The organism is Actinoplanes missouriensis 431 (genome assembly GCF_000284295.1).
GTDB lineage: Bacteria > Actinomycetota > Actinomycetes > Mycobacteriales > Micromonosporaceae > Actinoplanes > Actinoplanes missouriensis.
The window spans coordinates 5,915,744-5,940,393 of sequence record NC_017093.1 but is presented as its reverse complement, the minus strand read 5'-3'; the positions used below and the strand labels follow the sequence as shown (position 1 = coordinate 5,940,393).

The 24,650-nt window shown below is 71.4% G+C and carries 21 protein-coding genes; 14 read left to right on the top strand and 7 right to left on the bottom strand.

What is annotated here, in order from left to right; all coding sequences use genetic code 11:
- Positions 1–48 precede the first annotated feature (48 nt).
- On the bottom strand, positions 49–1,053 hold the full coding sequence (locus AMIS_RS27400) for a LacI family DNA-binding transcriptional regulator (protein WP_014445678.1): 1,005 nt from the start codon (positions 1,051–1,053) through the stop codon (positions 49–51).
- 333 nt (positions 1,054–1,386) lie between these two features.
- Between AMIS_RS27400 and AMIS_RS27395 the strand changes: the two genes are divergently transcribed.
- The 5 genes from AMIS_RS27395 (at position 1,387) to araA (ending at position 7,499) form a co-directional block, all read left to right on the top strand.
- Positions 1,387–2,379: an ABC transporter substrate-binding protein gene (locus AMIS_RS27395; protein WP_014445677.1), complete on the top strand. Its 993-nt coding sequence runs from the start codon at positions 1,387–1,389 to the stop codon at positions 2,377–2,379.
- A 67-nt stretch (positions 2,380–2,446) separates the two neighbouring features.
- Positions 2,447–3,973 (top strand): sugar ABC transporter ATP-binding protein, encoded by a 1,527-nt coding sequence (locus AMIS_RS27390; RefSeq protein WP_014445676.1) that lies wholly within the window; start codon positions 2,447–2,449, stop codon positions 3,971–3,973.
- The gene (locus AMIS_RS27385; RefSeq protein WP_014445675.1) at positions 3,970–4,989 is read left to right on the top strand and encodes an ABC transporter permease; all 1,020 of its coding nucleotides are present in this window, start codon (positions 3,970–3,972) and stop codon (positions 4,987–4,989) included. Before AMIS_RS27390 ends, AMIS_RS27385 begins: the two co-directional genes overlap by 4 nt.
- Complete coding sequence (gene yjfF / locus AMIS_RS27380; RefSeq protein WP_014445674.1) at positions 4,986–6,014, top strand: galactofuranose ABC transporter, permease protein YjfF; 1,029 nt, start codon at positions 4,986–4,988, stop codon at positions 6,012–6,014. The genes AMIS_RS27385 and yjfF overlap by 4 nt, the downstream gene beginning before the upstream one ends.
- Positions 6,015–7,499, top strand: a complete 1,485-nt coding sequence (gene araA, locus AMIS_RS27375; protein ID WP_014445673.1) for an L-arabinose isomerase — start codon at positions 6,015–6,017, stop codon at positions 7,497–7,499.
- A gap of 33 nt (positions 7,500–7,532) precedes the next feature.
- Here araA and AMIS_RS27370 read toward each other — a convergent pair whose 3' ends face one another.
- Positions 7,533–8,255, bottom strand: coding sequence for a LamG-like jellyroll fold domain-containing protein (locus AMIS_RS27370; RefSeq protein ID WP_014445672.1), 723 nt, complete (start codon positions 8,253–8,255; stop codon positions 7,533–7,535).
- A 265-nt stretch (positions 8,256–8,520) separates the two neighbouring features.
- On the opposite strand from AMIS_RS27370, the gene AMIS_RS27365 reads away from it, so the two are divergent.
- The gene (locus AMIS_RS27365; RefSeq protein WP_231859103.1) at positions 8,521–9,171 is read left to right on the top strand and encodes a hypothetical protein; all 651 of its coding nucleotides are present in this window, start codon (positions 8,521–8,523) and stop codon (positions 9,169–9,171) included.
- Between the two features lie 65 nt (positions 9,172–9,236).
- Here AMIS_RS27365 and AMIS_RS27360 read toward each other — a convergent pair whose 3' ends face one another.
- Both AMIS_RS27360 and AMIS_RS43455 read right to left on the bottom strand, forming a co-directional pair.
- Complete coding sequence (locus AMIS_RS27360; protein WP_014445670.1) at positions 9,237–10,880, bottom strand: amidohydrolase; 1,644 nt, start codon at positions 10,878–10,880, stop codon at positions 9,237–9,239.
- Positions 10,881–11,159: 279 nt separating this feature from the next.
- On the bottom strand, positions 11,160–11,384 hold the full coding sequence (locus AMIS_RS43455; RefSeq protein WP_041830099.1) for a hypothetical protein: 225 nt from the start codon (positions 11,382–11,384) through the stop codon (positions 11,160–11,162).
- Here AMIS_RS43455 and AMIS_RS27350 point away from each other — a divergent pair.
- The 5 genes from AMIS_RS27350 (at position 11,370) to AMIS_RS27330 (ending at position 17,373) form a co-directional block, all read left to right on the top strand.
- Entirely contained in the window at positions 11,370–13,058 is a 1,689-nt protein-coding gene (locus AMIS_RS27350) for an AAA domain-containing protein (RefSeq protein ID WP_041830098.1), read from the top strand. The genes AMIS_RS43455 and AMIS_RS27350 overlap by 15 nt on opposite strands.
- Positions 13,055–13,786: a helix-turn-helix domain-containing protein gene (locus AMIS_RS40860; RefSeq protein ID WP_014445668.1), complete on the top strand. Its 732-nt coding sequence runs from the start codon at positions 13,055–13,057 to the stop codon at positions 13,784–13,786. Before AMIS_RS27350 ends, AMIS_RS40860 begins: the two co-directional genes overlap by 4 nt.
- A 72-nt stretch (positions 13,787–13,858) precedes the next feature.
- Positions 13,859–14,416, top strand: a complete 558-nt coding sequence (locus AMIS_RS27340; RefSeq protein WP_014445667.1) for a TetR/AcrR family transcriptional regulator — start codon at positions 13,859–13,861, stop codon at positions 14,414–14,416.
- Between the two features lie 14 nt (positions 14,417–14,430).
- Positions 14,431–16,743 carry an MMPL family transporter gene (locus AMIS_RS27335; protein WP_014445666.1) on the top strand — a complete coding sequence of 771 codons (2,313 nt, stop codon included), beginning with the start codon at positions 14,431–14,433 and terminating at the stop codon, positions 16,741–16,743.
- Between the two features lie 105 nt (positions 16,744–16,848).
- Positions 16,849–17,373 (top strand): 2'-5' RNA ligase family protein, encoded by a 525-nt coding sequence (locus AMIS_RS27330; RefSeq protein WP_157435100.1) that lies wholly within the window; start codon positions 16,849–16,851, stop codon positions 17,371–17,373.
- Here the strand turns inward: AMIS_RS27330 and AMIS_RS27325 are convergent.
- Positions 17,370–18,119 (bottom strand): hypothetical protein, encoded by a 750-nt coding sequence (locus AMIS_RS27325; protein WP_014445664.1) that lies wholly within the window; start codon positions 18,117–18,119, stop codon positions 17,370–17,372. The genes AMIS_RS27330 and AMIS_RS27325 overlap by 4 nt on opposite strands.
- A gap of 134 nt (positions 18,120–18,253) precedes the next feature.
- Here AMIS_RS27325 and AMIS_RS27320 point away from each other — a divergent pair, with 134 nt between their 5' ends.
- The 3 genes from AMIS_RS27320 (at position 18,254) to AMIS_RS27310 (ending at position 22,412) form a co-directional block, all read left to right on the top strand.
- Complete coding sequence (locus AMIS_RS27320) at positions 18,254–18,700, top strand: SRPBCC domain-containing protein (RefSeq protein ID WP_014445663.1); 447 nt, start codon at positions 18,254–18,256, stop codon at positions 18,698–18,700.
- Between the two features lie 59 nt (positions 18,701–18,759).
- Positions 18,760–19,080 carry an ArsR/SmtB family transcription factor gene (locus AMIS_RS27315; RefSeq protein ID WP_041831330.1) on the top strand — a complete coding sequence of 107 codons (321 nt, stop codon included), beginning with the start codon at positions 18,760–18,762 and terminating at the stop codon, positions 19,078–19,080.
- Positions 19,081–19,247: 167 nt separating this feature from the next.
- A complete protein-coding gene (locus AMIS_RS27310; protein WP_014445661.1) occupies positions 19,248–22,412 on the top strand; it encodes a BTAD domain-containing putative transcriptional regulator in 3,165 nt (1,054 codons plus the stop codon).
- Between the two features lie 15 nt (positions 22,413–22,427).
- Here AMIS_RS27310 and AMIS_RS27305 read toward each other — a convergent pair whose 3' ends face one another.
- Positions 22,428–23,516, bottom strand: coding sequence for a glycoside hydrolase family 53 protein (locus AMIS_RS27305; RefSeq protein WP_157435098.1), 1,089 nt, complete (start codon positions 23,514–23,516; stop codon positions 22,428–22,430).
- Positions 23,516–24,613 carry a glycoside hydrolase family 53 protein gene (locus tag AMIS_RS27300; RefSeq protein ID WP_014445659.1) on the bottom strand — a complete coding sequence of 366 codons (1,098 nt, stop codon included), beginning with the start codon at positions 24,611–24,613 and terminating at the stop codon, positions 23,516–23,518. Before AMIS_RS27300 ends, AMIS_RS27305 begins: the two co-directional genes overlap by 1 nt.
- Positions 24,614–24,650 lie beyond the last annotated feature (37 nt).

Sequence of the window (24,650 nt, the reverse complement as noted above, 5' to 3'; positions counted from 1 at the left end):
GGGTACACATCACCACTGGTCACGGCGCTACTGGAAGATCTCGGACAGTCACCGCCGCCGGATCGGCGGGGCGGAGCTGGCCCGGGCGACGAGGGAGGGCGCGACAAGCACGTCCTCCGGCGGGGCGGCGCCGGGCCGGCCGAGGTGGCGCAGGAGCAGGGCGAGGGCGCGCCGGCCGAGCTCGGCGAAGTCCTGGTGGACGGTGGTGAGCGGGGGCAGGAAGTATCCCGAGTCCGGCATGTCGTCGAAGCCGACGACGCTCACGTCCTCCGGCACCCGGCGGCCGCCTTCCTGGAGGGCGCGCAGCACGCCGAGGGCGATCCGGTCGTTGGCGCAGAAGATCGCGGTGACGGCCGGGTCGGCGGCGAGGCGGCGGCCCTGTTCGTAGCCGGCGGCCGCGTCCCACCAGCCGGAGGTGACCGGCGGGACGACGGCGCCGGCCGCGTAGAGCGTCTCGCGCCAGCCCTCCACGCGGGCCTGTGACTCGGGCCAGTCCGGTGGCCCGGCGACGTGGTGGACCGTGGCGTGACCGAGGTCGAGCAGGTGACGGGTGGCGAGGCGGGCCCCGGCGGTGTTGTCCACCCGTACCGTCGGGAATGGCTCCTCCAGGGAGCCGGAGGCTCCGCCGACCGCGACGCAGGCGAGACCGCCCGGCGCGTGGGTGAGGGCGGTGAGCACCGAGGGCTTGGGCGCGATCGCGATGATCCCGTCGACGTCGTGCTGGGCGAGCCGGTCGACGGCTTCCAGCACGGGCCGGTGTTCCAGGTCGCGGACGGTGGCGACGCTGACCAGGTAACCGGCGGCCCGGGCGGCGCTCTCGATGCCGTAGAGCATGGACTCCGGGCCGAACAGGGTGGTCTCGAAGCCGATGATGCCGAGCGTGTGCGACTCGCGGGTGGCGAGGGTGCGGGCCGCCAGGTTGCGGCGGTAGTTGAGCGAGCGCATCGCGGCCAGGACGCGTTCGCGGGTCTCGGCGCGCACGTTCGGATGTTCGTTGATCACCCGGGAGACGGTCTGGTGGGACACCCCGGCGAGTTTGGCGACGTCGCGCATGACGGTGCCGCGCTCCTTGCCGGTGCGCGTCTGCCGACGCGAACGAGGGGCTGAGGATCGCTGCTGGGCTGCGGGTTCCGGACCCGGCGCCGCTGCTGGTGTCGCCATTGGACGATATCTAGCAGGTGACCGGGCGATGACCGTGGGCGATACCGCCGTTCTTGCAATCAGGCTGAAACAAAGATCGGGATCTCTTGACGATCACGTTGAGAACGGTAACACTCACGAAACGCAAGCTGTGACGGCGGTCGCAGCGAACCGACTATCCCTGCGGTGACGGCGCTGTCTGCCTGCCGCGAGTCAATTTGTGAACGGTAACAGTTTCGGGAGGTTATGGTGCGCAGGAACTGGTCCGCGGCTGCTCTGGCCGGCGTTCTGGCCGTCTCCACGCTCGCCGGGTGCGGCGGCAGCGACGGCGGCGACGGCGGTTCGGGAGGCAACGACGACGGCAAGATCACCCTTGGGTTCTCCCAGGTCGGCGCCGAGAGCGGCTGGCGTACCGCGAACACCAAGTCGATCCAGGAGTCGGCCGCCAAGGCCGGCATCGACCTGCAGTTCTCCGACGCCCAGGGCAAGCAGGAGAACCAGATCACCGCGATCCGCAACTTCATCACGCAGAAGGTGGACGTGATCGCCTTCTCGCCGGTGGTCACCTCCGGCTGGGACGCGGTGCTGCAGGAGGCCAAGGACGCCGGCATCCCGGTGATCCTGACCGACCGCGCGGTGGACTCGCAGGACAAGTCGCTCTACAAGTCCTTCATCGGCTCCGACTTCATCGTCGAGGGCCAGAAGGCAGGCGACTGGCTGGTCAAGGAGTACGAGGGCAAGAACGAGCCGGTCAACATCGTGGAGCTGCAGGGCACCACGGGCTCGGCGCCGGCGCTCGACCGGCAGAAGGGCTTCCAGGAGAAGATCGCGGGCAACCCGAACTTCAAGATCGTGAAGTCGCAGACCGGTGACTTCAAGCGCGCGGACGGCAAGACTGTGATGGAGACCTTCCTGCAGTCCACCCCGGACATCGACGTGCTCTACGCCCACAACGACGACATGGGTCTCGGCGCCATCGAGGCGATCGAGGCGGCCGGGAAGAAGCCCGGCACCGACATCAAGATCATCACCGTCGACGCGGTCAAGGACGGCATGACGGCGCTCTCCCAGGGCAAGATCAACTTCATCGTCGAGTGCAGCCCGCTCCTCGGCCCGCAGCTGATGGATCTGGTCAAGAAGGCCGACGCCGGTGAGGAGATCCCCGCCCGGGTGCTCACCGAGGAGACCACCTTCACCCAGGAGCAGGCCAAGGAAGCCCTCCCCACCCGCCAGTACTGATCGATCGATCCGCAGGTGCCCCGGCCGGCCCGGCCGGGGCGCCGCGGAGCTTCGAAGTGGAGCACGAATGGGCGAGCAGTCCCCGGTCCTCGAGATGACCGGGATCCGAAAAGTCTTCCCCGGCGTCGTCGCCCTCGACGGCGTCGATTTCCGGCTGTTCCCGGGCGAGATCCATGCGCTCATGGGCGAGAACGGCGCCGGCAAGTCCACCCTGATCAAGGTGCTGACCGGGGTGTACACGATCGACGGCGGCGAGGTGCGACTCGGCGGCGAGGTGGTGCACATCAACGGCCCGCTGCAGGCGCAGCAGGCCGGCATCAGCACCGTCTACCAGGAGGTCAACCTCTGCACCAACCTCTCGGTGGCGGAGAACATCTTCATCGGGCGCGAGCCGCGCAAGTTCGGCCGGATCCAGTGGGGCCTGATGCGGAAGCGCGCGAGCGAGCTGCTCGCCCGGCTCGACCTGGACATCGACGTGTCCGCGCCGCTGAACACGTACTCCCTGGCGATCCAGCAGATGGTCGCCATCGCGCGCGCGGTAGACATCTCGGCGCGCGTGCTGATCCTGGACGAGCCCACGTCCAGCCTGGACGCCTCCGAGGTCGCGCAGCTCTTCGCGGTCATGCGCCGGCTCAAGGAGGACGGCACGGCGATCCTCTTCGTCTCGCACTTCCTGGACCAGATCTACGAGGTCTCCGACCGGCTCACCGTTCTGCGCAACGGTCAGCTGATCGGCGAGTTCAAGACCGAGGAGCTTCCCCAGGTACGCCTGGTCGAGAAGATGATCGGCAAGGAGCTCGCGGCCCTGGAGTCCCTGGAGGACAAGGCGCAGCGAAACCGGGAGCGGACGGCCGGAGCCGAGCCCATCCTCGAGGCGAGGGAACTCGGCCGGACCGGAGCGATCGCGCCGTTCAACCTGACCATCAACGCCGGCGAGGTGGTCGGCCTGGCCGGCCTGCTCGGCTCCGGCCGCACCGAGCTGGCCCGGCTGCTCTTCGGCGCCGACAAGCCGGACTCCGGTGAGCTGCTCTTCGAGGGCAAGGCGACGAACCTGCGTGACCCGCAGGTGGCGATGAAGCGGGGGATCGCCTTCTCCTCGGAGAATCGCCGCACCGAGGGCATCATCGGCGAGCTCAGCGTCCGGGAGAACATCATCCTGGCGCTGCAGGCCTCCCGCGGCTGGACCCGGCCGATCCCGCGCCGCAAGCAGGACGAGATCGTCGACAAGTACATCAAGGCGCTGCAGATCCGCCCGGCCGACCCGGAGCGCCAGGTCCGCAACCTCTCCGGCGGCAACCAGCAGAAGGTGCTGCTCGCCCGCTGGCTGATCACCGAGCCCCGGCTGCTGATCATCGACGAGCCCACCCGGGGCATCGACGTCGGCGCCAAGGCGGAGATCCAGAAGCTGGTCGCCGAGCTCTCCGACGGCGGCATGGCGGTGCTCTTCGTCAGCGCCGAGCTGGAGGAGGTGCTCCGGCTCAGCCACAAGATCGAGGTGCTCCGGGACCGCCGGCTGGTCGAGGAGCTGGAGAACACGCCGGACGTCGACGCCGACCGCATCATGCAAACCATCGCCAGCGGAGCGACTTCATGACCATCCTCAAGAACAGGTTGTTCTGGCCGGCCGCGATCCTGGTGGTCCTGCTGGTCATCAACGCGTTCACGTCCAACCAGTTCGTCACGGTCCGGGACGGGCACCTCTTCGGCAGCCTGATCGACATCCTGCGCGGCAGCGCCCCGCTCGTGCTCGTCGCGCTCGGCATGACGCTGGTGATCGCGACCGGCGGCATCGACCTCTCGGTCGGCTCGGTCATGGCGATCTCCGGCGCCGTCGCGTGTCTGCTGATCAGTGACCTCGGCAACCAGAACAGCGTGGGCAGCGTCCTGCTGATCATGCTGGTCGCGATCGGGGTGTCGCTGCTGGCCGGCCTCTGGAACGGGACGCTCGTCGCGATCATCGGGATCCAGCCGATCATCGCGACGCTGATCCTCATGGTGGCCGGCCGCGGCATCGCGCAGCTGATCACCGACGGTCAGATCATCAACGTGCAGTCCGGGCCGTACGCGACGATCGCGACCGGCTTCTTCCTGGCGCTGCCGGTGGCGTTCCTGATCGCCGTCGCGGCGGTCGTGCTGATCACGCTGCTGACCCGGCGTACGGCGCTCGGCCTGCTGCTGGAATCGGTCGGCGGAAGCCCGACCGCGAGCCGCCTGGCCGGCATCCGGGCCAAGCGGATCACCGTGATGGTCTACGTCGTGTCCGGCGGGTTCGCCGGGCTCGCGGGCCTGATCTACAGCGCGAACATCAAGAGCGCCGACAGCATCGCGGCCGGCAACCTGATCGAGCTCGACGCGATCCTGGCCGTGGTGATCGGCGGCACCGCCCTGATCGGCGGCCGGTTCTCCATCGCCGGCACGGTCCTGGGCGCCGTCCTCATCCAGGCGCTCGGCGTCACGGTCGTGGCGATCGGGGTGCCGTCCGACGCGACGCTGCTGTTCAAGGCCGTCGTCGTGGTGGCGCTCTGCCTGTCCCAGTCCCCGGAGTTCCGGGCGAAGGTCTTCGGGCGATTCAAGCCCAAGCCCGTTGTGCGAGCGGAGGCGACCGCGTGATGACGACCGTCGACGTCACCCCGGAGACCGGCGGCAAGAAGGGCTCGCCGGTCAACCCGCGGAGCCGGGTCTACCGGCCGAACGCGAAGTACATCCCGATCCTCGCGACGCTCGCCCTGCTGGTCATCATGTACAGCGCCGGCGTGGCGAACTACGAGAACTTCGGGCAGCCGAGCGTCATCGTGAACCTGTTCCGCGACAACGCGGTGCTGCTGGTCGTCACGGTCGGCATGACCTTCGTGATCCTCACCGGCGGCATCGACCTGTCGGTCGGCGCGGTCATCTCGATGACCACCACGCTCACCGCCACGCTGCTGCAGGGCGGCTGGCCGCCGCTCGTCGTGCTGGTGCTGGTCCTGCTGCTCGGCTCGCTGCTCGGCGCCGGACAGGGCGCGGTGATCCACTTCTTCAAGGTGGAGCCGTTCATCGCCACCCTGGCCGGGCTCTTCCTCGCCCGCGGCATCGCGCTCTTCATCAACCAGGCGTCGATCCCGATCCGGGACGAGACGTGGAAGGCGATCTCGGAGTACCGGATCCCGCTCGCCGACGGCGTGGTCACCAAGCCGGTCGCGCTCGTCGCGATCGCCGCGGTGCTGATCGCCGCGGCGGTGCTGGCCTGGACCCGCTTCGGGCGCAACGTCTACGCGATCGGTGGCAGCGCCGACTCCGCGCTGCTGATGGGCCTGCCGGTCGGCCGTACCCGGATCGCTGTCTACACCCTGAGCGGCTTCTGCGCCGCGCTCGGCGGCGTGCTGTTCAGCATCAACTCCACGTCCGGCTGGGCGCTGCAGGGCAACGGCCTGGAACTCGACGCGATCGCCGCCTGCGTCATCGGCGGCGTGCTGCTCACCGGTGGTTCCGGTTACGTCTTCGGCGCGCTGCTCGGCGTGCTGGTCACCGGTCTCATCCAGACAATCATCATTTTCCAGGGTGACCTGAACGCGGCCTGGACCCGGATCATCGTCGGCGTCCTGCTCTTCGCCTTCATCGTCCTGCAGCGACTCGTGACGAGAAAGGTGAAGTAGATGAGCAACGGGGAAGTGTGGTTCCTGACCGGGAGCCAGGGCCTGTACGGCCCGGAGACCCTGGACCAGGTGGCGAGCCAGTCCCGGGAGATCGCCGCCACGCTGGACGCGGCGCTCGACGCGGATGTGGTCTGGCAGCCGGTGCTCACCTCCGCCGAGCAGATCCTGGACGTCTGCCGGCGGGCCTCGTCCACGCCGGGCGTGCTCGGCGTGATCACCTGGATGCACACGTTCTCGCCGGCCAAGATGTGGATCGCCGGTCTGGACGCGCTGCGGGCGCCGCTGCTGCACCTGCACACCCAGCACAACGTGGAGCTGCCCTGGGCCGAGATCGACATGGACTTCATGAACCTGAACCAGGCCGCGCACGGCGACCGCGAGTTCGGGTTCATCGAGAGCCGGCTCGGCGTCCCGCGCAAGACCGTCGCCGGCCACGCCGGCAACCCTGCCGTGCTCAACAAGATCGAGACCTGGGTGCGGGCGGCGCGCGGCTACGCTGCCATGCGCTCCCTGAAGCTGGCCCGTTTCGGCGACAACATGCGGGACGTGGCCGTCACCGAGGGCGACAAGGTCGAGGCCCAGCTGAAGTTCGGCGTCTCGGTGAACACGTACGGCGTGAACGACCTGGTGGCGGTCGTCGACCAGATCCTCGACGAGGACATCGACAAGCTAGTCCGTGAATATCAGGACATGTACGAAATCGCGCCCGAGCTGCTCAACGACCGGCGCGAGTCACTTCGTTACGGCGCCAGGATCGAGCTCGGCCTCCGGCAGTTCCTCACCGAGGGCGGCTTCAAGGCGTTCACCAGCAACTTCGAGGACCTCGGCGGCCTCAAGCAGCTGCCCGGCCTGGCCGTGCAGCGGCTGATGGCCGACGGCTACGGGTTCGGCGGCGAGGGCGACTGGAAGACCTCGGTGCTGGTGCACACACTCAAGGCGATGGTCCCCGGCGGCGCCACCTCCTTCATGGAGGACTACACCTACGACCTCACGCCGGGCAACGAGGTCATCCTCGGCGCCCACATGCTCGAGGTCTGCCCGTCGATCGCGGCCGGCACCCCGCGGCTGGAGATCCACCCACTCGGCATCGGCGGCCGCGAGGACCCGGTCCGGCTGGTCTTCGACGCCGCGCCCGGCCCGGCGGTCGTGCTCGGCCTGGCCGACCTGGGTGAGCGGTTCCGCCTGGTCGCGAACGAGATCGAGGTGGTTCCGCCGACCGCGCCGCTGCCGAAGCTGCCGGTCGCAAGGGCGGTCTGGAAGCCGGCGCCGTCGCTGGAGACGTCGGCGGAGTGCTGGCTGACCGCCGGCGGCCCGCACCACACGGTGCTGTCGTCGTCGGTGGGCGCGGAGGAGCTGGCCGACCTGGCCGAGATGGCCGGCACCGAGCTGCTGGTCATCGACGCGGCGACCACGACCCGGTCGTTCGCCAAGGAGGTGCGCTGGAACCAGGCGTACCACCGTCTGGCGCGCGGCTTCGGCCGATAGCCCGGGAACGATCAGCGAGCGAGGCCATGCGTTTCACCAGTGGGAGCGCATGGCCTCGATCATGATGTAGTCCAGGTCGCCGGCGTAGTAGTCACAGCCGACCTCCACCTGGTCGCAGTCCAGCTTGCCGCCGATCGTGATCGGCCAGGAGTTCGCGATCGGGCCGGTCCATCCGCTGCGCGAGGCGACCTCCCGGCCGTCGATCGTCAGGAACACCCCTTCCGGTACGCGGACGCACCGCACCACATGCCAATCCCCGTCGTTGATCGCGTACGGCGCGACCACCTCGAGGAATGCCTTCGGCCCCCGGAACGTGCACTCCACCCGCCCGCTCGGTATCTGCAGCTTGAAGTTGCCGCCGGCGACCGTGGCCTGGCCCTTCTGGATGATGTTGCCGAACTTGTTGGTGGTGCGGAGCCGGACCGTCACGGCGAAGTCGTCGGTGCCGGGATCGAGGGACGAGTCGTCCGGGACCACGACCAGATGGCCGGGGTGGGGCGGCGGGGTGTCCGGCTCCAGCCGCTCGAAGCGGTAACCGCCGTCGTCGCCGAGCGACTCCCCGATGGCGACCTCGTTCCCGATCCGGCCGTGCCGGCCGTTGCCGCTGGTGTCGATCATCCGGTGGGCGCCGCGGGCCTCGTTCATGGGCCAGAAGGCGACGGTGAGGCCGGCGGCCCGGGCGGGCGCCGGGAGCAGCGCGACACCGGCGGCCACCGTGGTGGTGAGGACCGTGACCAGCACGCGGCGGCATCGCATGGCTCAACCTCAGGGGAGAGAGAACAGAAGTTTCCTGAGCTTATGGGGAGCCGTATCCCTTTTGTGCTCGCTTCCGGAAATAGACCGCTCGGCGTGATCGTTCGTTCACCGCTGCGATCTCGCATCCGGGCAGCTCAGCTTGGTAGCATCCGCCGATCATGGACGTGCTCCGTCGGGAACCCCGGGGCCGGACTGCTGACAATGAGATAAGGAACGTGTCGAAGTGCTGCTCAATGGGACCGACAATGAGACCTCGGAGCACGCGATGATCGCGCCCAACCCCGGCCTGCCGAACCAGGCGCTCCAGGTGCTGGCCTTGGCTCAGCGCACCGCCGAGGAGCACGTGGCGAGCGCCCAGCACCACGCGGACAAGATCCGCACGGATGCCCTGGCCGCTGCCGAGCAGATCGCCCGGGACGCGCAGGCGCACGCGAACAACGTACGCCGGGAGGCCGACCGGGTGCTGGCCGAGGCGCGCGCCGCGGCCGAGCAGATGGCCCGCGACGCGCAGGCCCGCGCCGAGGAGGCCCGGCGCACCGGGGAGAAGATCGTGGCGGACGCCCGCGCCCGGGCCGAGACGATCGGCGCGGACGCGATGGCCGGCGCCGAGCAACTGCGCCACCAGGCACAGCAGCGCTACGACGACGTGGTCGGCAGCCTGGGCGCCAAGCGTGAGGCGCTCCAGCAGCAGATCGAGGCCCTGGAGGACTTCGACCGCGACTACCGGGGCCGGCTCACCGCGTTCATGCAGAGCCAGCTGCGGGCGCTCTGGATGGACGCGCCGCAGATCGCCGCCGAGGTGATCGACGAGGAGCCGGTCGCCGAGGAGCTGGAGGCGTCGCAGGCGCCGGCGCAGCCGCGGCACGCCGACGACGCGGACGAGCCCGACGACGCGGACGAGCCCACCGAGAAGTGAGCGGAAGGCCCGGGGGATCTCCCCGGGCCTTCTTCATGCGGCTGTCGTCTCATGCGGCTGTCATCTCATGCCGCGTAGACGACCTGACCGTCGACGTAGGTGCGCGCCACCGACGCCGCGCCGATCTCAGCGGCCGGCGCGGCGAACGGGTCGCGGTCCAGCACGACCAGATCGGCCACGTTCCCGGCGCGGATCACCCCGCGGTCGTCCAGGTGGTTCACGAACGCCGACCCCGCCGTGTACGCGGTCAGCGCCGTCGCCAGGTCCAGCTCCTGCCCCGGCAGGAACGGCGGGTAGTCGCTGCCGTGGTGCGCCCGGTTCACCGCCACGTGGATCGCCTCGATCGGGTCCGGGGTGGTGACCGGCCAGTCGCTGCCGGCCGCCAGGTGCGCGCCGGCCCGCAGCAGATCGCCGAACGGGTACTGGTGCACCGCGGCCGCCGGGTCCAGGAACGGGATGGTCAGCTCGTCCATCTGCGGTTCGTGCGACGCCCAGTACGCCTGCAGGTTCGCGCTCGCACCCAGCTCGCGGAAGCGCGGCACGTCGTCCGGGTGCACCACCTGCAGGTGGGCGAGGTGCGGCCGGGTGTCGCGGAACCCGTTCGCTGCCCGGGCGGCGGCCACCGCGTCGAGCGCGTCGCGCACCGCCCGGTCGCCGAGCGCGTGGAAGTGCGCCTGGAAGCCGAGCGCGTCCAGTGCCGTCACGTAGTCCGGCAGCGCCTTCGGGTCGATGAAGGAGAGCCCGGTGTTCGTGGTGGCGCAGCCGCAGCCGTCCCGGTAGGGCGCGGTCATCGCGGCCGTGAAGTTCTCCGCCACCCCGTCGAGCATCAGCTTCACGCTGTCACAGCGCAGCCGCCCGACGGTGAACGTCTCCCGCTTCGCGACCAGCTCCGGGATCTGCGACGCGTCCCGGTCCCGGTCCCACCAGAGCGCGCCGACCACGGTGGCCCGCAGCGACCCGTCCCGCGCCGCGGTCAGGTACGCGTCGGACACGTCCGGGTACCCGTTGGTCGCGCACACCATCGCGTCCTGCCAGGCCGTGACGCCGAGCGAGAAGAGCAGTTCCTGCCCCCGGTGGAGGCCGGCCAGCCGGTCCGCGGCGGTGGTCTCCGGCAGCAGGTCGGTGACCAGCCGCATCGCACCCTCCTGCAGGCCGCCCGCGGGGGAGCCGTCCGGCGCCCGGTCGATCCGGCCGTCCTCCGGGTCCGGGGTGTCCGCGGTGATCCCGGCCAGTTCCAGGGCACGGCTGTTGACCCAGGCGCCGTGGTGGTCGCGGTTGGAGAGGAACACCGGCCGGTCCGGCACCACCCGGTCCAGCAGCTCCCGCCCGGGCACCCCGCCGGGGAAGCTCTCCATCGCCCACCCGCCCCCGGAGATCCACTCCAGCTCCGGGTGCGCGTCGGCGTACGCCCGGACCCGCCGCAGGTACTCCTCCACATCGGTGGTGTTGGTCAGGTCGCACTGGTTCAGCTCGACGCCGCCCATCACCGCGTGCACGTGCGCGTCCTGGAAGCCGGGGAGCAGCAGCCGGCCGCGCAGGTCGACGATCTCGGTGTCCGGGCCGGCCAGGTCGCGTACCTCGTCGGTGCCGACCGCCTGGATCCGGCCGTCCCGCACCGCGACCGTCGTGGCGTGGCCGCGGGCCGGATCGGCGGTGAAGACCCGGCCGCCGACGAAGAGCAGGTCAGCTGAGGGAAGAACCACGGGCATGACTCCAGGTCCGATCTGTTCGGGAGAGTTGATCGAATCACCAGGCGGAAGAGCCCGTCAAACAGAGATTCAGGTACGCCGGGGCGGGCCGGCGTCCTGCCCCGCACGTCACCCGGACGCGTGAATTGACGAGGGGTGCCCCGGGGTGCGCGGCAGGCCGGTGATCGTGGGATGGGAGCGCTTTCCGGGCGTTCGCGGTGAAGGAAAGCGCACAAAGCGTGTTTGTTGGGGCGGCCGGAGCGCATCTATGGTGAGCGGATGGCGTCGACCCCTGTCGATCTAGATCGCGATGACCGCGATCGCCACGAGCCGGGTGGCGACGGTTCCATCGGTGTCGATGCCTTCTCCGGCGCGGGACAGCGATCCGGCGGGCCGGGGAGCGGCGCTGCGGGCCGTCCGGCGCAGCGCCGGCCCGCGCCGGGACCGGGCGGTGGAGAACAGCCGGTCCGGTACCGGAACGACCGCTTCTGCGCCACCCTGGAACTCGCGGTGGCCGCCGCTCACGGGCTCGACGCGGCAGCCGAGCGGGTCCCGGCGCAGCGCGGTGACGGTTCCGTCGAGCCCGGCGCCGGTTTCGTGGAGCGCAGCGCCGGTTTCGCCGAGTCCGGCGCCGGCCTCATCGACCCGGGCCTGGCCGAACGCATCCAGCGCGACGCGATCGTCCGCCTGCGCGCCGGTGCCACCGCCAATCCGGGCCTGCTCGCGCTGGTGGCCGAGGGCCGCTTCGCTCCACCCGGCCCACCCTGGCCGGCCGCGTCGCCCGGCTGCCCGGCGCCGGATGTGCCCCCGCCGGCCGAGCCGTCCGGCGGGGCGGGGCCGGATGTGCCCCCGCCGGCCGAGCCCTCCGGCGGGGCGGGGCGCCGCTCTGCCGGGGAGGGGACGGCCCCGGACCGGGTGGAGGCGGTGCGGCGGGCGCTGGCCGTACCGGATCTGCTCTGTCTTGTCGCGCCGCCCGGTGCGGCCCGGACCCTGACCGTCGTGGAGATCGTGCGCGCCGCCGCGGAGCGCGGTGAGCGGGTGCTGATCACTGCCCCGGAGACGGCGGCCGTCGATGCCGTGATGACCCGGCTGCCGCCCGGGCCGATCGTGGTGCGCGCGGACCTGCCCGGCGGGGGACCGGGCACCGTCGCCGCGGCGGCGGCCGAGACGCAGCGGCGGATCCTGGCCCGGTCGCAGGCCGCCGCGCACCGGCTCGAACCGTGGCTCGGCGAGCCGTCGCCCGCGATGGGCTGGCTGAAACGCCTGACCAGCGCGCTCGCCGAAGCCGATCAGGAGCGGCAGCGCGCCGACCGGGCCTGCGCCGAGCGAGACACGATCGCCGAGGAGACCCGGCAGCGACTCGGTGGCCCGGTCCGGGATCGGTGGCAGGCCGTCGAGGCCGCCGAGCGGGCCGCCGCGCTCGCCGGTCACGCGGTGGAACGGCTCGGCGCGTCGCTGCGCCGGGCGGAGGGATCACGGTTCGGCAGGTGGCGGGCCGGGCGCCTGCGTGCCCGGCTGGCCGTGGCGATCCCCGCCGCGGACCAGGCGCGGGAGGCGCTGGCACGGGCCCGCCAGGAGTACGCGGAACACCACGACCGCCTCAAGAAGGAGGTCGAGCAGGACGCCGCGGTCCGGGCCGCCGCCGACCGTGCCGCGTTCGCCGGCCTGGCCGCGCACCGTGCCCTGGAGTCCGCCGAACGCTCCGCGCATCGGGTGTGCCAGCTCCTCGACGGCGTGGCCCCGGAGCCGGCGTGGACCGCTGACGTGCCGGGCCTGTCCGATTTTGCCGAGCACTGCACCGGCCTGGAGCCGATGCTGCGCAGCCGCGCCGGGCTGCTGCGCGAGTGGCGTCAGCGGGCCGCGCGGCCGAGCCGTCAGCTCCACGCCGAGCTGCTCAGATACGCCGACGTGGTGGCGACGACCTGCCTCGGCGCGGGCCGGCCCGATCACGGCGAGCTGGAGTTCGACCTGGTGGTGCTCGTGGACGCGGGCCGGACCGCGCTGCCGTCCGCGCTCGTGCCGCTGGTCCGGGCCCGGCGGGCGGTGCTCGCCGGTGACACGGGACGCGGGCCGTTGCGGGACGTCGGCGCGGCGCTGGTGCCGGACGAGGTGGCCGGGCTGCTGACCACGAGCGTGCTGAACCGTCTCCTGGAAAGGGCGCCGGCCGCCAATCGCGTACGTCTGCGAAGCGCGCCATGACCGAACCGGCCCACCTGCCGCTGACCGAGATCGCGCGACGGGTGGACGCCCTTCCGGGGATCCGGCCGCGGCGGATCGTCCCGTTGCTGCTGCCGATGTGGGCCGTCGAGGTCACCGCGACCGTGCGCGAGTCCCAGTCCTACGACGTGCTGGACCGCTACCTGTCCCGGGCGGTCGCCGAGGGCGGCCTGACCCGGACCGCCGAGCTGGCCGAGTTCCTCGGGGTGGAGCCGCCGCTCGTGGCCCGGGCGGTCCGCCACCTGGCCGGGATCGGTCACCTGGTCGGGGACGGTGACGAGCTGAGCCTCACCGCGCTGGGCCGCCGCTCGGTCGCGGACGGCCGGCGGTACCGGTTGTCCCCGGGACGGCGGATGGTGCTGCGGTTCGACGGGTTCCGGGGGGAGCCGGTGCCGTACCCGACGGTGATCCGCTCGGTGTGGCTGCCGGCGCCGTCGCTGACGCTGGACGGGACGGTCTTCCGTGCGGTCGGCGGGCGGCCGCTGCCGGACGACGCGGTGGACCGGCTGCTGGCGCGCCGGGACGCCGGCGACTTCACCGGGCCGGTCGAACCGGTGACCGCCACGACCACCCGGACATATCCGATCCATCTGCCTGTCTACCACGTCGAGTGCGACGGGGACGACGTGGTGTTCGGGAAGGCACTGGACGGGCCGGACCCGTACCTCGCCGGGTTTATCCCTTTCCTCGGCGGGAACCCCGAAACCTAGCAGAACACGGTGTGGGGACCACCACGGTCCCTCACCGACCATCCTGGTCCATCGCGGACTACCGTGGTCCTTATGCCCCGCCCCACCAAGCAGCAGATCGACGACGAGATCCTCGACGCCGCCGCCGGGCTCTTCGCCCGCCACGGCTTCCGGGAGACGTCGGTGCAGCGCATCGCCGACACGGTGGGCTACTCGAAGACCGGGCTCCTGCACCGCTTTCCCAGCAAGGAGGCCCTGCAGAAGGCGGTCATCGGGCGCTGCGTCGAGCAGATCCGTGACACCGCCGCCGGGGTGTCGGATCTGCCGGTCGGGCCGGAGCGGGACCGGGCCGTGATCACCGCCGTGGCCGAGCTGGCGCTCGCCCAGCCCGGCGCGGTGGCGCTCCTGCTCTCCTCCCTGGTCAGCGAACCGGAGAGTGAGATGGGTCAGGCGCTCACCGAGATCGGCGCGGCGATCACCGCCGCGTTCGGTGAGGAGTTCCTCTGCGACCCGGTCCGTGCGCTGCGCAAGGTCGGCGCGCTCGGCGCGATCGCGGTGGCCAGCGTGGCCCTGCGCGACGTCTTCGGCCCCGATGCCCTGTCCGGCCTCGCCGAGGTCGGTTACGACGCTCTCGGACACAGCACACACTGAACAAGGGAACCCTCATGGCAACGTTGTTGCATCGCCTCGGGCTGGCGTCCGTACGGCACAGAATCGTCGTCACCGTCGTCTGGCTGCTGGCTCTCGTGGCCGTCGGGGTCGGCGCGGCCACCCTCTCCGGCACCACCGCGAACACGTTCAGCATCCCCGGCCAGGAGTCGACCAAGGCCCTGGACCTGATGAAGGAGAAGTTCGGCGCGGCGTCGGCCGGCGCCACCGTGCAGGTCGTGTTCGAGGCACCCGCCGGTGAGACAGTCACCAGCCAGGACAACGCGGCGCAGATCGCCAAGACGGTCGCGTCGCTGGGCCAGGTGCCGGGGGTGGTGTCGGTCAGCAACCCGCTCGACGAGGCCAACCCGGCGGTCTCCCGGGACCAGGTCGCCGCGTACAGCACCGTCACCTTCGACGTGCAGCCCTCGCTGGTCACCGACGAGCAACGCGAGTCGATCATCGACAAGGTGGAGGACGCCCGCTCCTTCGGGATGACCGTCGAGGCCGAGGGCGAGGCGCTCAGCAACCCGGCCGACATCGGTGGCGCCTCCGAGATCCTGGGCGTCGTGGTGGCGCTGATCGTGCTGGCGCTGACCTACGGCTCGCTCGTCGCCGCCGGCATGAACCTGCTGACCGCGATCGTCGGCGTCGGCATCGGCGCGGCCGGCATCGTCACCCTGACCGGCTTCGTCGACCTGCAGTCCACCACCCCGATCCTCGCGGTCATGCTGGGCCTGGCCGTCGGCATCGACTACGCGCTCTTCATCGTCACCCGGTTCCGGCACGAGCTGCGCCGCGGCCTGCCGGTCGAGGAGTCCGCCGCGATGGCCGTCGGCACCGCCGGCTCCGCCGTCGTCACGGCCGGCCTCACCGTGGTGATCGCGCTGGCCGGTCTCTCCGTGGTCGGCATCCCGTTCCTCACCGAGATGGGTCTGGCCGCCGCCGCCACGATCGTGATCGCGGTGCTGGTCGCGATTACCCTGGTCCCGGCGATCCTCGGCTTCATCGGGTTGCGTGCCCTGCCGAAGAAGCAGCGCGGCGTCCACGGTGACGTTCTCCCGGACGGTCGCGGCTTCATCAAGGGCTGGGCCGACCTCGTCACCCGGCAGCGCACGATCAGCCTGGTCCTCGCCGTCGCGGCGCTCGCCGTGATCGCCATCCCGTTCTTCTCGATGCAGACCACGCTGAACCAGCGCGCCGCCGAGGGCAGCACCCAGGCCAAGGCGCAGGCCATCATCGACAGCCGGTTCGGCCCGGGCGTGAGCAGCCCGCTGCTCGTGCTCGTCGACGGCCCGGACGCGGTGCAGTATGCGACCACCGTGCAGAAGCAGGTCGCGTCCCTGCCGGACGTCGCGCTCGCCACCCCGGCGCAGCCCAACCAGGACCAGTCGGCCGCCCTCATCACGATCATTCCGGCGTCCGGTCCCGAGGACCAGAAGACCGTCGACCTGGTGCACGCGATCCGGGACACCGTTCCGGACGCCGACGGCGCCGAGGTCTACGTGACGGGCAACACGGCGGTCAGCATCGACGTGTCGCAGAAGCTCAACGACGCGCTCCCGGTCTACCTCGCGCTCGTCGTCGGCCTCGCGTTCGTGCTGCTGGTGCTCGTCTTCCGCTCGATCCTGGTGCCGGTCGTCGGCGTGCTCGGCTTCCTGCTCACGATCGGCGCGGCGTTCGGCGCCACGGTCGCCGTCTTCCAGTGGGGCTGGGCCGCCGACGCGGTCAACGCCGGCTCCACCGGCCCGATCCTGAGCCTCGCGCCGATCATCATCGTCGGCATCCTCTTCGGTCTGGCCATGGACTACCAGGTCTTCCTGGTCTCCCGCATGCACGAGGCGCACGCCCACGGCGCGTCGCCGCGGGACGCGATCGTGACCGGTTTCCGCCAGGCCGCCCCGGTGGTGGTGGCCGCCGCCACCATCATGTTCGCGGTGTTCGCGGCGTTCGTCCCGGAGGGCAACGACACCATCAAGCCGATCGCGTTCGCGCTGGCCGTCGGTATCGCCTTCGACGCGTTCATCGTCCGCATGATCGCGGTGCCGGCGGCTCTCGCCCTCCTCGGCCGGTCCGCCTGGTGGCTGCCGTCGTGGCTGCGGTGGCTCCCGGAGCTGGACGTGGAGGGCGCGGCGCTGGAGCGCAAGCCGTCGGCCTCGGCGTCGTCGGAGTCGTCGGCCTCCCGGTCGGCCTCGCCGTCGGGCGCGTCGTCGGCCGGCTCGTCGGTCTCCGCGTCGGCGGGGTCGTCGGCTGGGTCGCCGGGCACTCGCGTCACCCCGGAGCCGCACGCGGATTCCGCGGACACCGCGTCGGAGTCCACGTCCGTCTGAGTCCGGGACAGTGTTGCACCACGCCGCCCGTCGCGTCCCACGCGGCGGGCGGCACCTCTTCCGGCTGACACAATGGTCGCCTCGGCGCGGGAAGGCGTGATCGTTGTGGCTTACGGAGTGGTGCTGGTGCCCGACGCGGGCGTGTCGCGGGCGCTGGTGGATCTGTCGCAGGAGATCGGGGCCGGCCGGGAGCCGCTGATGCTGCTCGGTGACGATGCCCCGCCGCATGTGTCGGTGCTTCATGCCGACTGTGCGGACGACCGGATCCCGGAGATGGTGACGGCTGCTCACCCGTACCGGGAAAGGTCTTTTGAAGTGACCGTGATCGGACTGCTGTATGCGGTCGTGCCGCCTGGTGACTACTACGTTCCGTCGGGTGGGTACTACTTCGGGCTCGAGGTGATCCGGCGGCCCGGCCTGGACGAGCTGCACCGGGAGTTCCTCGGGCTCGGGATGCCGGCGCTCGGGCTGGTGGGGGAGGACTTCCGGCCGCACATCACGCTCGGGGTCACCACGCAGCCGCCGGCGTTGCCGCCGCTGGAGCGGGTACCGGCCGGCAGCCTGCGGATGACCATGGCGTCCGGGCCGGTCGGGCCGTTCGGGACGTTCCCGGAGCTCACGGGAGTTTAGCGGATCCTGGCGCGGCGCGGGAGCTGGATGCCGCGGAGCGTGTGCAGCGCGGCCCGGCTGCGGCGGCGGGGACGGCGGGGGAGAGCCGAGGACGCGATCATCGGCGGCGGGATCACCGCGGGTTCGGCATCGAGGTCCCCCGCCGGCGCGTCGAGGTCCGGCAGGCCGAGGCCCGGCGCGTCGGGGTTCGGCGCGTCGGGGTTCGGCGCGTCGGGGTTCGGCGCGTCGGGGTCCTCGGGGAGCGGGTCGCCGCCGGTGAGCAGGTCCAGGTCGGACTCGGTGAAGGCACCATCGTCCGGGAACGGGAACGGGAACGCGGCGACCGGCTCCGCGACCCGCGCCGCGCTGTACAGGAACCACGCTGCCGCCGCGTTGGCCAGCGCGAACGGCGCCGCCGCCAGCAGCAGACCCGGCGTCGAGGCGGAGAACGCCAGCAGCAGCGCCGCCACCACGGAGGTCATCAGCGCCACCGCGGCGTCCGACGGGCGGGGCGCGTCCGCGGGCCGCCGCGCGAACCGGATCGTCACCATCGCGTTGGCGGTGGCCAGCCCGGCGGTGACCACCCATCCGGCGACGAGCGGCCACAGGCGCTGCCATGTGCCGTCCTCGTCGCCGAAGAGGAAGAGCAGGAACAACGCGCCGATCACGGTGAGGAACGCCAGTACCCCGGCGTTGGCGGTGAGGACGATCGCGGAGCCGCTGACCGCGTCCGGCCGCCGGGTTCGTGCCGTGCCGATGCTGACCATGGTGCTGTCCTCCCGTGACGTGCGTGCCCGATGGTACGGACGACACCGCCCCGGAGATCAAACGCAACCAATGGTTGCGTGATGACGCGGTGGCGACTAACGTGATATGCAACCAATGGTTGCAGGAGGATGAGATGGAATTCGGATCTATCGAGCGGGAGATCTACGTCGAGGCGACGCCCGAGGTGGTCTTCGAGGTGGTCAGCAGCCCCGAGCACATCAGGGGCTGGTGGCCGGACGAGGCGAGCTACGAACTGGCCCCGGGCGCGGACGGCGTGATCAGTTTCGGTGACACGTCCGAGCGGCTCACCGTGGTCGACGTGCAGCCGCCGAAGGTGTTCCGGTTCCGGTGGACGCACGGTCCCGGCGAGGTGGCGGCGGCCGGCAACTCGATGCTCGTGACGTTCGAGCTGAGCCCGTCCGGGGCCGGGACCCTGCTGAGGATGACTGAGACCGGTTTCCGGGAGCGCGGCTGGGAGGCCGCTACGGTGGAGCAGTGCTACCGCGACCACGTCACCGGCTGGGATCACTTCCTGCCGCGGATCGCGCCGTACGCCGCGACGCTGCGCCTCCAGCCGTGACCCCTCCGGCCGTAACGCCTCCAGCCGGAACGACTCCAGCCGGAACGACTCCAGCCGGGATCGACGACGACCTCTGGTCGGCGATCGGCGACCCGACCCGGCGCCGGATGCTCGACCTGATGCTCGTCGACGGCACCGGCACGGCCACGTCGCTGAGCCAGCAGATGTCGGTGACCCGGCAGGCGGTCGCGAAACATCTCGTCGTGCTGGACCGGGCCGGTCTGGTCCGCTCGGCGCCGGCGGGCCGGGAGCGTCGGTACCGGGTGGACGACGCCCAGCTGGCCCGCGCGGTGGGCCAGCTGACCGAGGTCGGCGCGGCCTGGGACGCCCGCCTGCGCCGGATCAAGCAGATCGCGGAGACGATCCAGCGCTCCGAGTGACGCCGAGACGATCCAGCGCTCCGAGTGACGCCGAGACGATCCAGCGCTCCGAGTGACGCCGAGACGATGCAGCGCTCCGAGTGACGCCGAGACGATCCAGCGCGCCGGGCGACAAGGGAAGCGGTCGCGCTCGCGGCCGGAAAGCCGGTGCGTGGCAAAATCTGCTGGTGCATATCGGCGTACTCGGATCGTTCGAGGTTCGCACGGACGACGGCGACCTCACCGACGTTCCGGGCGCGCGACTGCGCGGGCTCCTGATCGCGCTCGCGCTCGAACCGGGCCGGGTGGTGCCGAGGGCGACGCTCGTGGACTGGATCTGGGGCGATCATCCGCCCGCCGATGCGACGAACGCCCTCCAGCGCCTCGTCTCCCGCCTGCGCAAACTCCTGCCGGAGGGCGCGATCGAGGGGCAGGCCGACGGGTACCGGCTGGCCGTGGCCCCGGACGCCGTGGACGCGGTGAGGTTCGAGCGGCTGGTCAGGGACACGGACGGCCCGGAGCGCCTGGACCGGCTGCGGGCCGCCCTCGCGCTCTGGCGCGGCGCCGCCATGCAGGACGTCGGCCTGCCGGACAGCATGGCGCTCGCCGCGGCGGTCACCCGGCTGGAGGGGTTGCGGCTGGCGGCGCTGGAGGACCGGTACGCGGCCGAGGCCGGCCCCGAGCTGGTCACCGAGCTGACCGCCCTGGTGGCCGCGCACCCGCTGCGGGAGCGGCTGGTCGCCGCGCTGATGCGGTCGCTCGTCGCGGCCGGCCGGAGCAGTGAGGCCCTCGAGGTCTACCAGCGGACCCGGGAGGCCTTGGCGGACGCGCTCGGCGTCGACCCGTCGCCGGAGCTCGCCGCCCTGCACGTGGCTCTGCTGCGCGGTGACGGCGGCCGGCGCGAGGTGGACCGCCGGACCAACCTGCGCGCCGAGCTGACCAGTTACGTCGGCAAGGGCGCCGACGTCGCGGCGGTCCGCGAGCTGATCGCCGGGCACCGGCTCACCACGCTGATCGGGCCGGGCGGCTCGGGGAAGACCCGGCTCGCCACCGAGGCGGCGCGCACGCTCGTCGCGGACCTGCCGGACGGCGTCTGGCTGGTGGAGCTCGCCCCGATCGGCGGCGACGGGGACGTGGCGCAGGCGACCATCACCGGGCTCGGCTTGCGTGACGCGCTGCTGGCCGGCGCGCCGGACATGGACCTCACCGACCGGCTCGCCACCGCGATCCGCGAGCGGGAGCTGCTGCTGGTCCTGGACAACTGCGAGCACGTGATCGAGCAGGCGGCGACGCTGGCGCACCGGCTGCTCGGCGAGTGCCGCCGGCTGCGGATCCTGGCGACGAGCCGGGAGCCGCTCGGCATCACCGGTGAGGCGCTGTGGCACGTCGAGCCGCTCGGGCTGCCGGGACGCGACGCCGGGGCCGAGGAGATCGCGTCCTCGCCCGCGGTCCGGCTGCTGCGGGAGCGGGCTCAGGCCGTACGCAAGGATCTCGGGTCACTTGCCACGATGGCGCATGTCTGCCGGGCGCTGGACGGCATGCCGCTCGCGATCGAGCTGGCCGCGGCCCGGCTGCGCACGATGACGCTGGACCAGCTCGCGCACCGGCTCGACGACAGGTTCCGGCTGCTCACCGGTGGCAGCCGGACCGCGCTGCCCCGGCACCGGACGCTGCGCGCGGTGGTCGACTGGAGCTGGGAGCTGCTCACCGGCGCGGAGCGGACGGTGCTGCGCCGGCTCGCGGTGTTCGCCGGCGGGGCGAGCCTGGAGGCAGCCGAGCAGGTATGCGCCGACGAAGGCAAAGGCGCCGGCAAAAGCGAAGGCGCCGGCAAAAGCGAAGGCGCCGGCACGAGCGACGGCGACGGGGTGGAGCCGGCGGACGTGCTCGAGCTGCTCACCTCACTCGCCGAGAAGTCGCTGCTGGTCATCGAGGGCGACACCGCGCCGCGGTACCGGATGCTCGGCACCATCGGTGAGTACGCGGCGCAGCGGCTCGCCGAGGCAGGGGAGCTGGAGTCGGCCCGGCGGGCGCACCTCGCCTACTTCACCGCGTTCGCCGAGACCGCGGAACCGCATCTGCGCCGCGCCGACCAGCTGCGATGGCTGGCCCTGCTGCAGGCCGAGCACGAGAACATCGGGTCGGCGATGCGCGGCGCGATCGCCGCCGGCGAGGCGGAGCAGGCGATGCGGCTCGCGGCAGCCGCCGGCTGGTACTGGTGGTTCAGCGGGCACAAGGCCGAGGGCGTCGAGCTGATCACCGCGGCCACCGAGGTGCCCGGCGCGGTCCCGGACGAGATCCAGGCGCCGGTGTACGCCCTGGTGGTGCACTTCGCGGGCTCCGGGCGCGCGGACGAGCACCAGGCGGCCGCGTGGATCCGCAAGGCGTTCGAGCTGCGGCAGCGGATCGGGCCGGCCAGCCCGCTGCTCGATCTGGTCGTGCCGCTGGAGCGGCTGCTGCAGGGGCTGGCGGCGTCGCTGCCGGCCTGGGAGTCGCTGCTGTCCAATCCCGACCCCTGGGTCCGGGCGCTCGCCCGGCTGCACATCGGCAAGACCAGGATCAATCTGGGGTACGCGGGAGCCGACGCCGACGCCTACCTGGAGGACGCGCTCACCGAGTTCCGGGCACAGGGTGAACGCTTCGGCATCTACTTCGCGCTCACCGAGCTGGCGGACCGGATCGCGGTGCGGGGCGAGCTCGCCCGCGCGTGTGAGCTCTACGAGCAGGCGATCGCCGTGGTGACCGAGGTCGGCGCCCTGGAGGACGTCATTCAGATGCGGGGCCGGCAGGCCGAGCTGTACTGGATGCTCGGTGACGAGGTGGCCGGCGCGGCGGCGATTGCCGAGGCGCAGCGCTGCGCGGAGCGGGTCACCTGGCCGGACGCCCTCGCCGAACTCGCCCTGGCCAGGGCTAATCTGGCCCGGCTGCGCGGCGACACCGCCGAGGCCCGCCGGCAGATCGAGAGGGCGACCTCGGTGCTGGGCGACAAGGCGGAGCAGGCGACGGTCCGGGCGGTCGCCGACGACCTGCGCGGCCGGATCGCCGCGGATCTCGGTGCGGCCCGGGCACATCACGCGTCGGCCTGCCGGGCGGCGGCCGAGGCGGGTCACGCCACGCTGATCGCCGGGATCCTGATCGGCGTCGCCGACCTGGCGCTGCGCCGGGACCTGCCGGAACAGGCGGCCCGGCTGCTCGGGGCGAGCACCGCCGTGCGGGGGATGCGGGACGCGTCCCACCCGGACGTGGACCGCATCGAGCGGGAGGCACGCCGCCGCCTCGGCGACACGGGGTTCGCCGAGGCGGTCCGGGACGGCGCGCGGGCCGACTGGCAGGAACTGGCCGGATCTACGCTGTGACGATTCCCCCGAGGGTCATGGCGTCCACTTCAGACCGGGGTTGACGTTGCCGGTCCAGTCGAAGGTGGCCATGTTGTCCCAGCCGTCGCCGGTGCCGTTGATGTTCGCCGGATCCCAGCCGTTGCCCTTCACGGCGTACCAGGTCGGCTCCCAGTAGAAGACGCCGATCGCGCCGGCGTTGCGGGCGGTGTTCTGCACCCAGGAGAATTGCTGCGCCTGCCCCGCCCAGGTGGACGGGATGTTGTCGCAGAGCACCGTGCCGGGGATGGAGTTCTTCTCGCTGTCGGCGTCGGCGCTGGTGAACTGGTACGCGGTCTCCACCACGACGACCGGCTTGGCGTACCGGGCGCGCAGGTCGGTGATGACGTTGTAGAGGTTCGCGAGGGTGCCGTGCCACATGCAGTAGTAGGAGAGGGCGGTGACGTCCCAGGTGACGCCGGCCGCTGTGATCCCGTTGTAGAACCAGCGGGCGTTGGTGAGGCTGTCCGAGTTCGCCGTGTGGATCATGACCTGGGTCGAGCCGTTGCAGGCCTTGGTGGCGTTGTAGCCCTGCTTGAGCAGTGACGCGAGCGGGCCGAAGTCGCTGCCCTCGACCTGGCCGCGCGGCCAGAGCATGCCCACGTTGATCTCGTTGCCGATCTGCACGCTGTCCGGTGTGGTGCCCTGCGCCTTGAGCGCGGTGCAGACGTCGTAGGTGTGGTTGTAGACGTCGGTCCGCAGCTGGCTGAGCGAGTGCGCGGCCCAGGCCGCGGGCGGGTACTGCTTGCCCGGGTCGGCCCAGGTGTCCGAGTAGTGGAAGTCGATCAGCAGCTTCAGGCCCTTCGCCTTGATCGCCTTCGCCTGCTGGAGGACCTTGGCCTTGTTGTTGTACCCGCTCGCCGGGTTGTTCCAGACACGTAACCGCATGTAGTTCGCGCCGGCGCCCTTGAGGATGTCGTAGGGGTCGGTGGCGGCCCCGTTCTTGTAGTACTTCGCGCCCAGGTCGAGGCTGCGCTGCAGGGACGAGACGTCGGCCCCGAGCATGGTGAGCGAGGCGGCCTGCGCGGGCGACGGGGTGAGGGTGACGAGCACCGCCGCGATCAGGAGCATCCGGAGAAGACCCATCACTTCACCCACCTGATGTACGGGTTGACCCGCCCGCCGTCGTCGAACGTCGCCATGTTCTCCCAGGCGTTGCCGGAGTTCGCGATGTCCTCGGTGTCCCAGCCGTTCCCGTCGATCGCGGTCCACGTCGGCTCCCAGTAGAAGACGCCGATCGCCCCGGCCGACCGGGCGGTCTCCTGCACCGCGCGGAACTGCCGCGCCTGACCCTGCGGCGTCGCCGGGATGCCGTCGCACGGGGCCGGCGTCAGGATGATGTTCTCCAGGTGGTCGAAGTTCTCGGTGGTCCACGGGTACGCGGTCTCCGCGATCACGACCGGCTTGGCGTACCGCGTCCGCACGTCGGTGATCACCGTCGCCAGGTTGGCGAGCGAGCCGTGCCACATGCAGTAGTAGGAAAGCGCGGTGATGTCCCAGCGGGCGCCGGCCGCGGTGATCCCGTCGTAGAACCAGTGCGCCGCGTCGATGTTGCCGGCCAGGGCCGTGTGGACCATGACATTCGTCGGCCGGTGACAGGCCTTGGTGGCGTCGTAACCGGCGGTGAGCAGCTGTGACACCGGGCCGAACTCGCTGTTGTTCACATAGCCGGCCGGCCACAGCATGCCGACGTTGATCTCGTTGCCGATCTGCACGCTGTCCGGCGTGGTGCCCTGCCGCTTCAGCGAGGTGCACACGTCGTACGTGTAGTCGTAGACGTCCTTGGTCAGCTGGGTCAGGTCGTGGCCCTCCCAGGCGGCCGGGGTGAACTGTTTGCCCGGGTCGGCCCAGGTGTCCGAGTAGTGGAAGTCGATCAGCAGTTTGAGGCCCTTGGCCTTGATCGCGCGGGCCTGCTTCAGCACCTGCGCCTTGTTGCTGTACCCGCTGGTCGGATCGTTCCAGATGCGCAGCCGGGCGTAGTTGACCCCGGCCTGCTTGAGGATGTCGTAGGGGTTGTCGCGGTGACCGCGGACGTCGTAGTACCTGGCGCCGAGGTCGAGCGCGCGGGGGAGGGTGGACACGTCGGCGCCGCGCATCGAAAGACCGGCGGACGCGGACGCGGGGGCGGGGGCGGGGAGGAGGATCGCCGCGAGGACGGCGGCGATCGCGAGGACGGATCTCATGACACTCCTTTGTGGACAAAAGGGGCGAAATGAACCT

Bases quoted from the DNA above. Each gene is read 5' to 3' on its own strand.
- AMIS_RS27400 (WP_014445678.1), bottom strand. From the start codon at position 1,053: ATGCGCGACGTCGCCAAACTCGCCGGGGTGTCCCACCAGACCGTCTCC.
- AMIS_RS27395 (WP_014445677.1), top strand. From the start codon at position 1,387: ATGGTGCGCAGGAACTGGTCCGCGGCTGCTCTGGCCGGCGTTCTGGCC.
- AMIS_RS27390 (WP_014445676.1), top strand. From the start codon at position 2,447: ATGGGCGAGCAGTCCCCGGTCCTCGAGATGACCGGGATCCGAAAAGTC.
- AMIS_RS27385 (WP_014445675.1), top strand. From the start codon at position 3,970: ATGACCATCCTCAAGAACAGGTTGTTCTGGCCGGCCGCGATCCTGGTG.
- araA (WP_014445673.1), top strand. From the start codon at position 6,015: ATGAGCAACGGGGAAGTGTGGTTCCTGACCGGGAGCCAGGGCCTGTAC.
- AMIS_RS27370 (WP_014445672.1), bottom strand. From the start codon at position 8,255: ATGCGATGCCGCCGCGTGCTGGTCACGGTCCTCACCACCACGGTGGCC.
- AMIS_RS27365 (WP_231859103.1), top strand. From the start codon at position 8,521: ATGATCGCGCCCAACCCCGGCCTGCCGAACCAGGCGCTCCAGGTGCTG.
- AMIS_RS27360 (WP_014445670.1), bottom strand. From the start codon at position 10,880: ATGCCCGTGGTTCTTCCCTCAGCTGACCTGCTCTTCGTCGGCGGCCGG.
- AMIS_RS40860 (WP_014445668.1), top strand. From the start codon at position 13,055: ATGACCGAACCGGCCCACCTGCCGCTGACCGAGATCGCGCGACGGGTG.
- AMIS_RS27340 (WP_014445667.1), top strand. From the start codon at position 13,859: ATGCCCCGCCCCACCAAGCAGCAGATCGACGACGAGATCCTCGACGCC.
- AMIS_RS27335 (WP_014445666.1), top strand. From the start codon at position 14,431: ATGGCAACGTTGTTGCATCGCCTCGGGCTGGCGTCCGTACGGCACAGA.
- AMIS_RS27325 (WP_014445664.1), bottom strand. From the start codon at position 18,119: ATGGTCAGCATCGGCACGGCACGAACCCGGCGGCCGGACGCGGTCAGC.
- AMIS_RS27320 (WP_014445663.1), top strand. From the start codon at position 18,254: ATGGAATTCGGATCTATCGAGCGGGAGATCTACGTCGAGGCGACGCCC.
- AMIS_RS27305 (WP_157435098.1), bottom strand. From the start codon at position 23,516: ATGGGTCTTCTCCGGATGCTCCTGATCGCGGCGGTGCTCGTCACCCTC.
- AMIS_RS27300 (WP_014445659.1), bottom strand. From the start codon at position 24,613: ATGAGATCCGTCCTCGCGATCGCCGCCGTCCTCGCGGCGATCCTCCTC.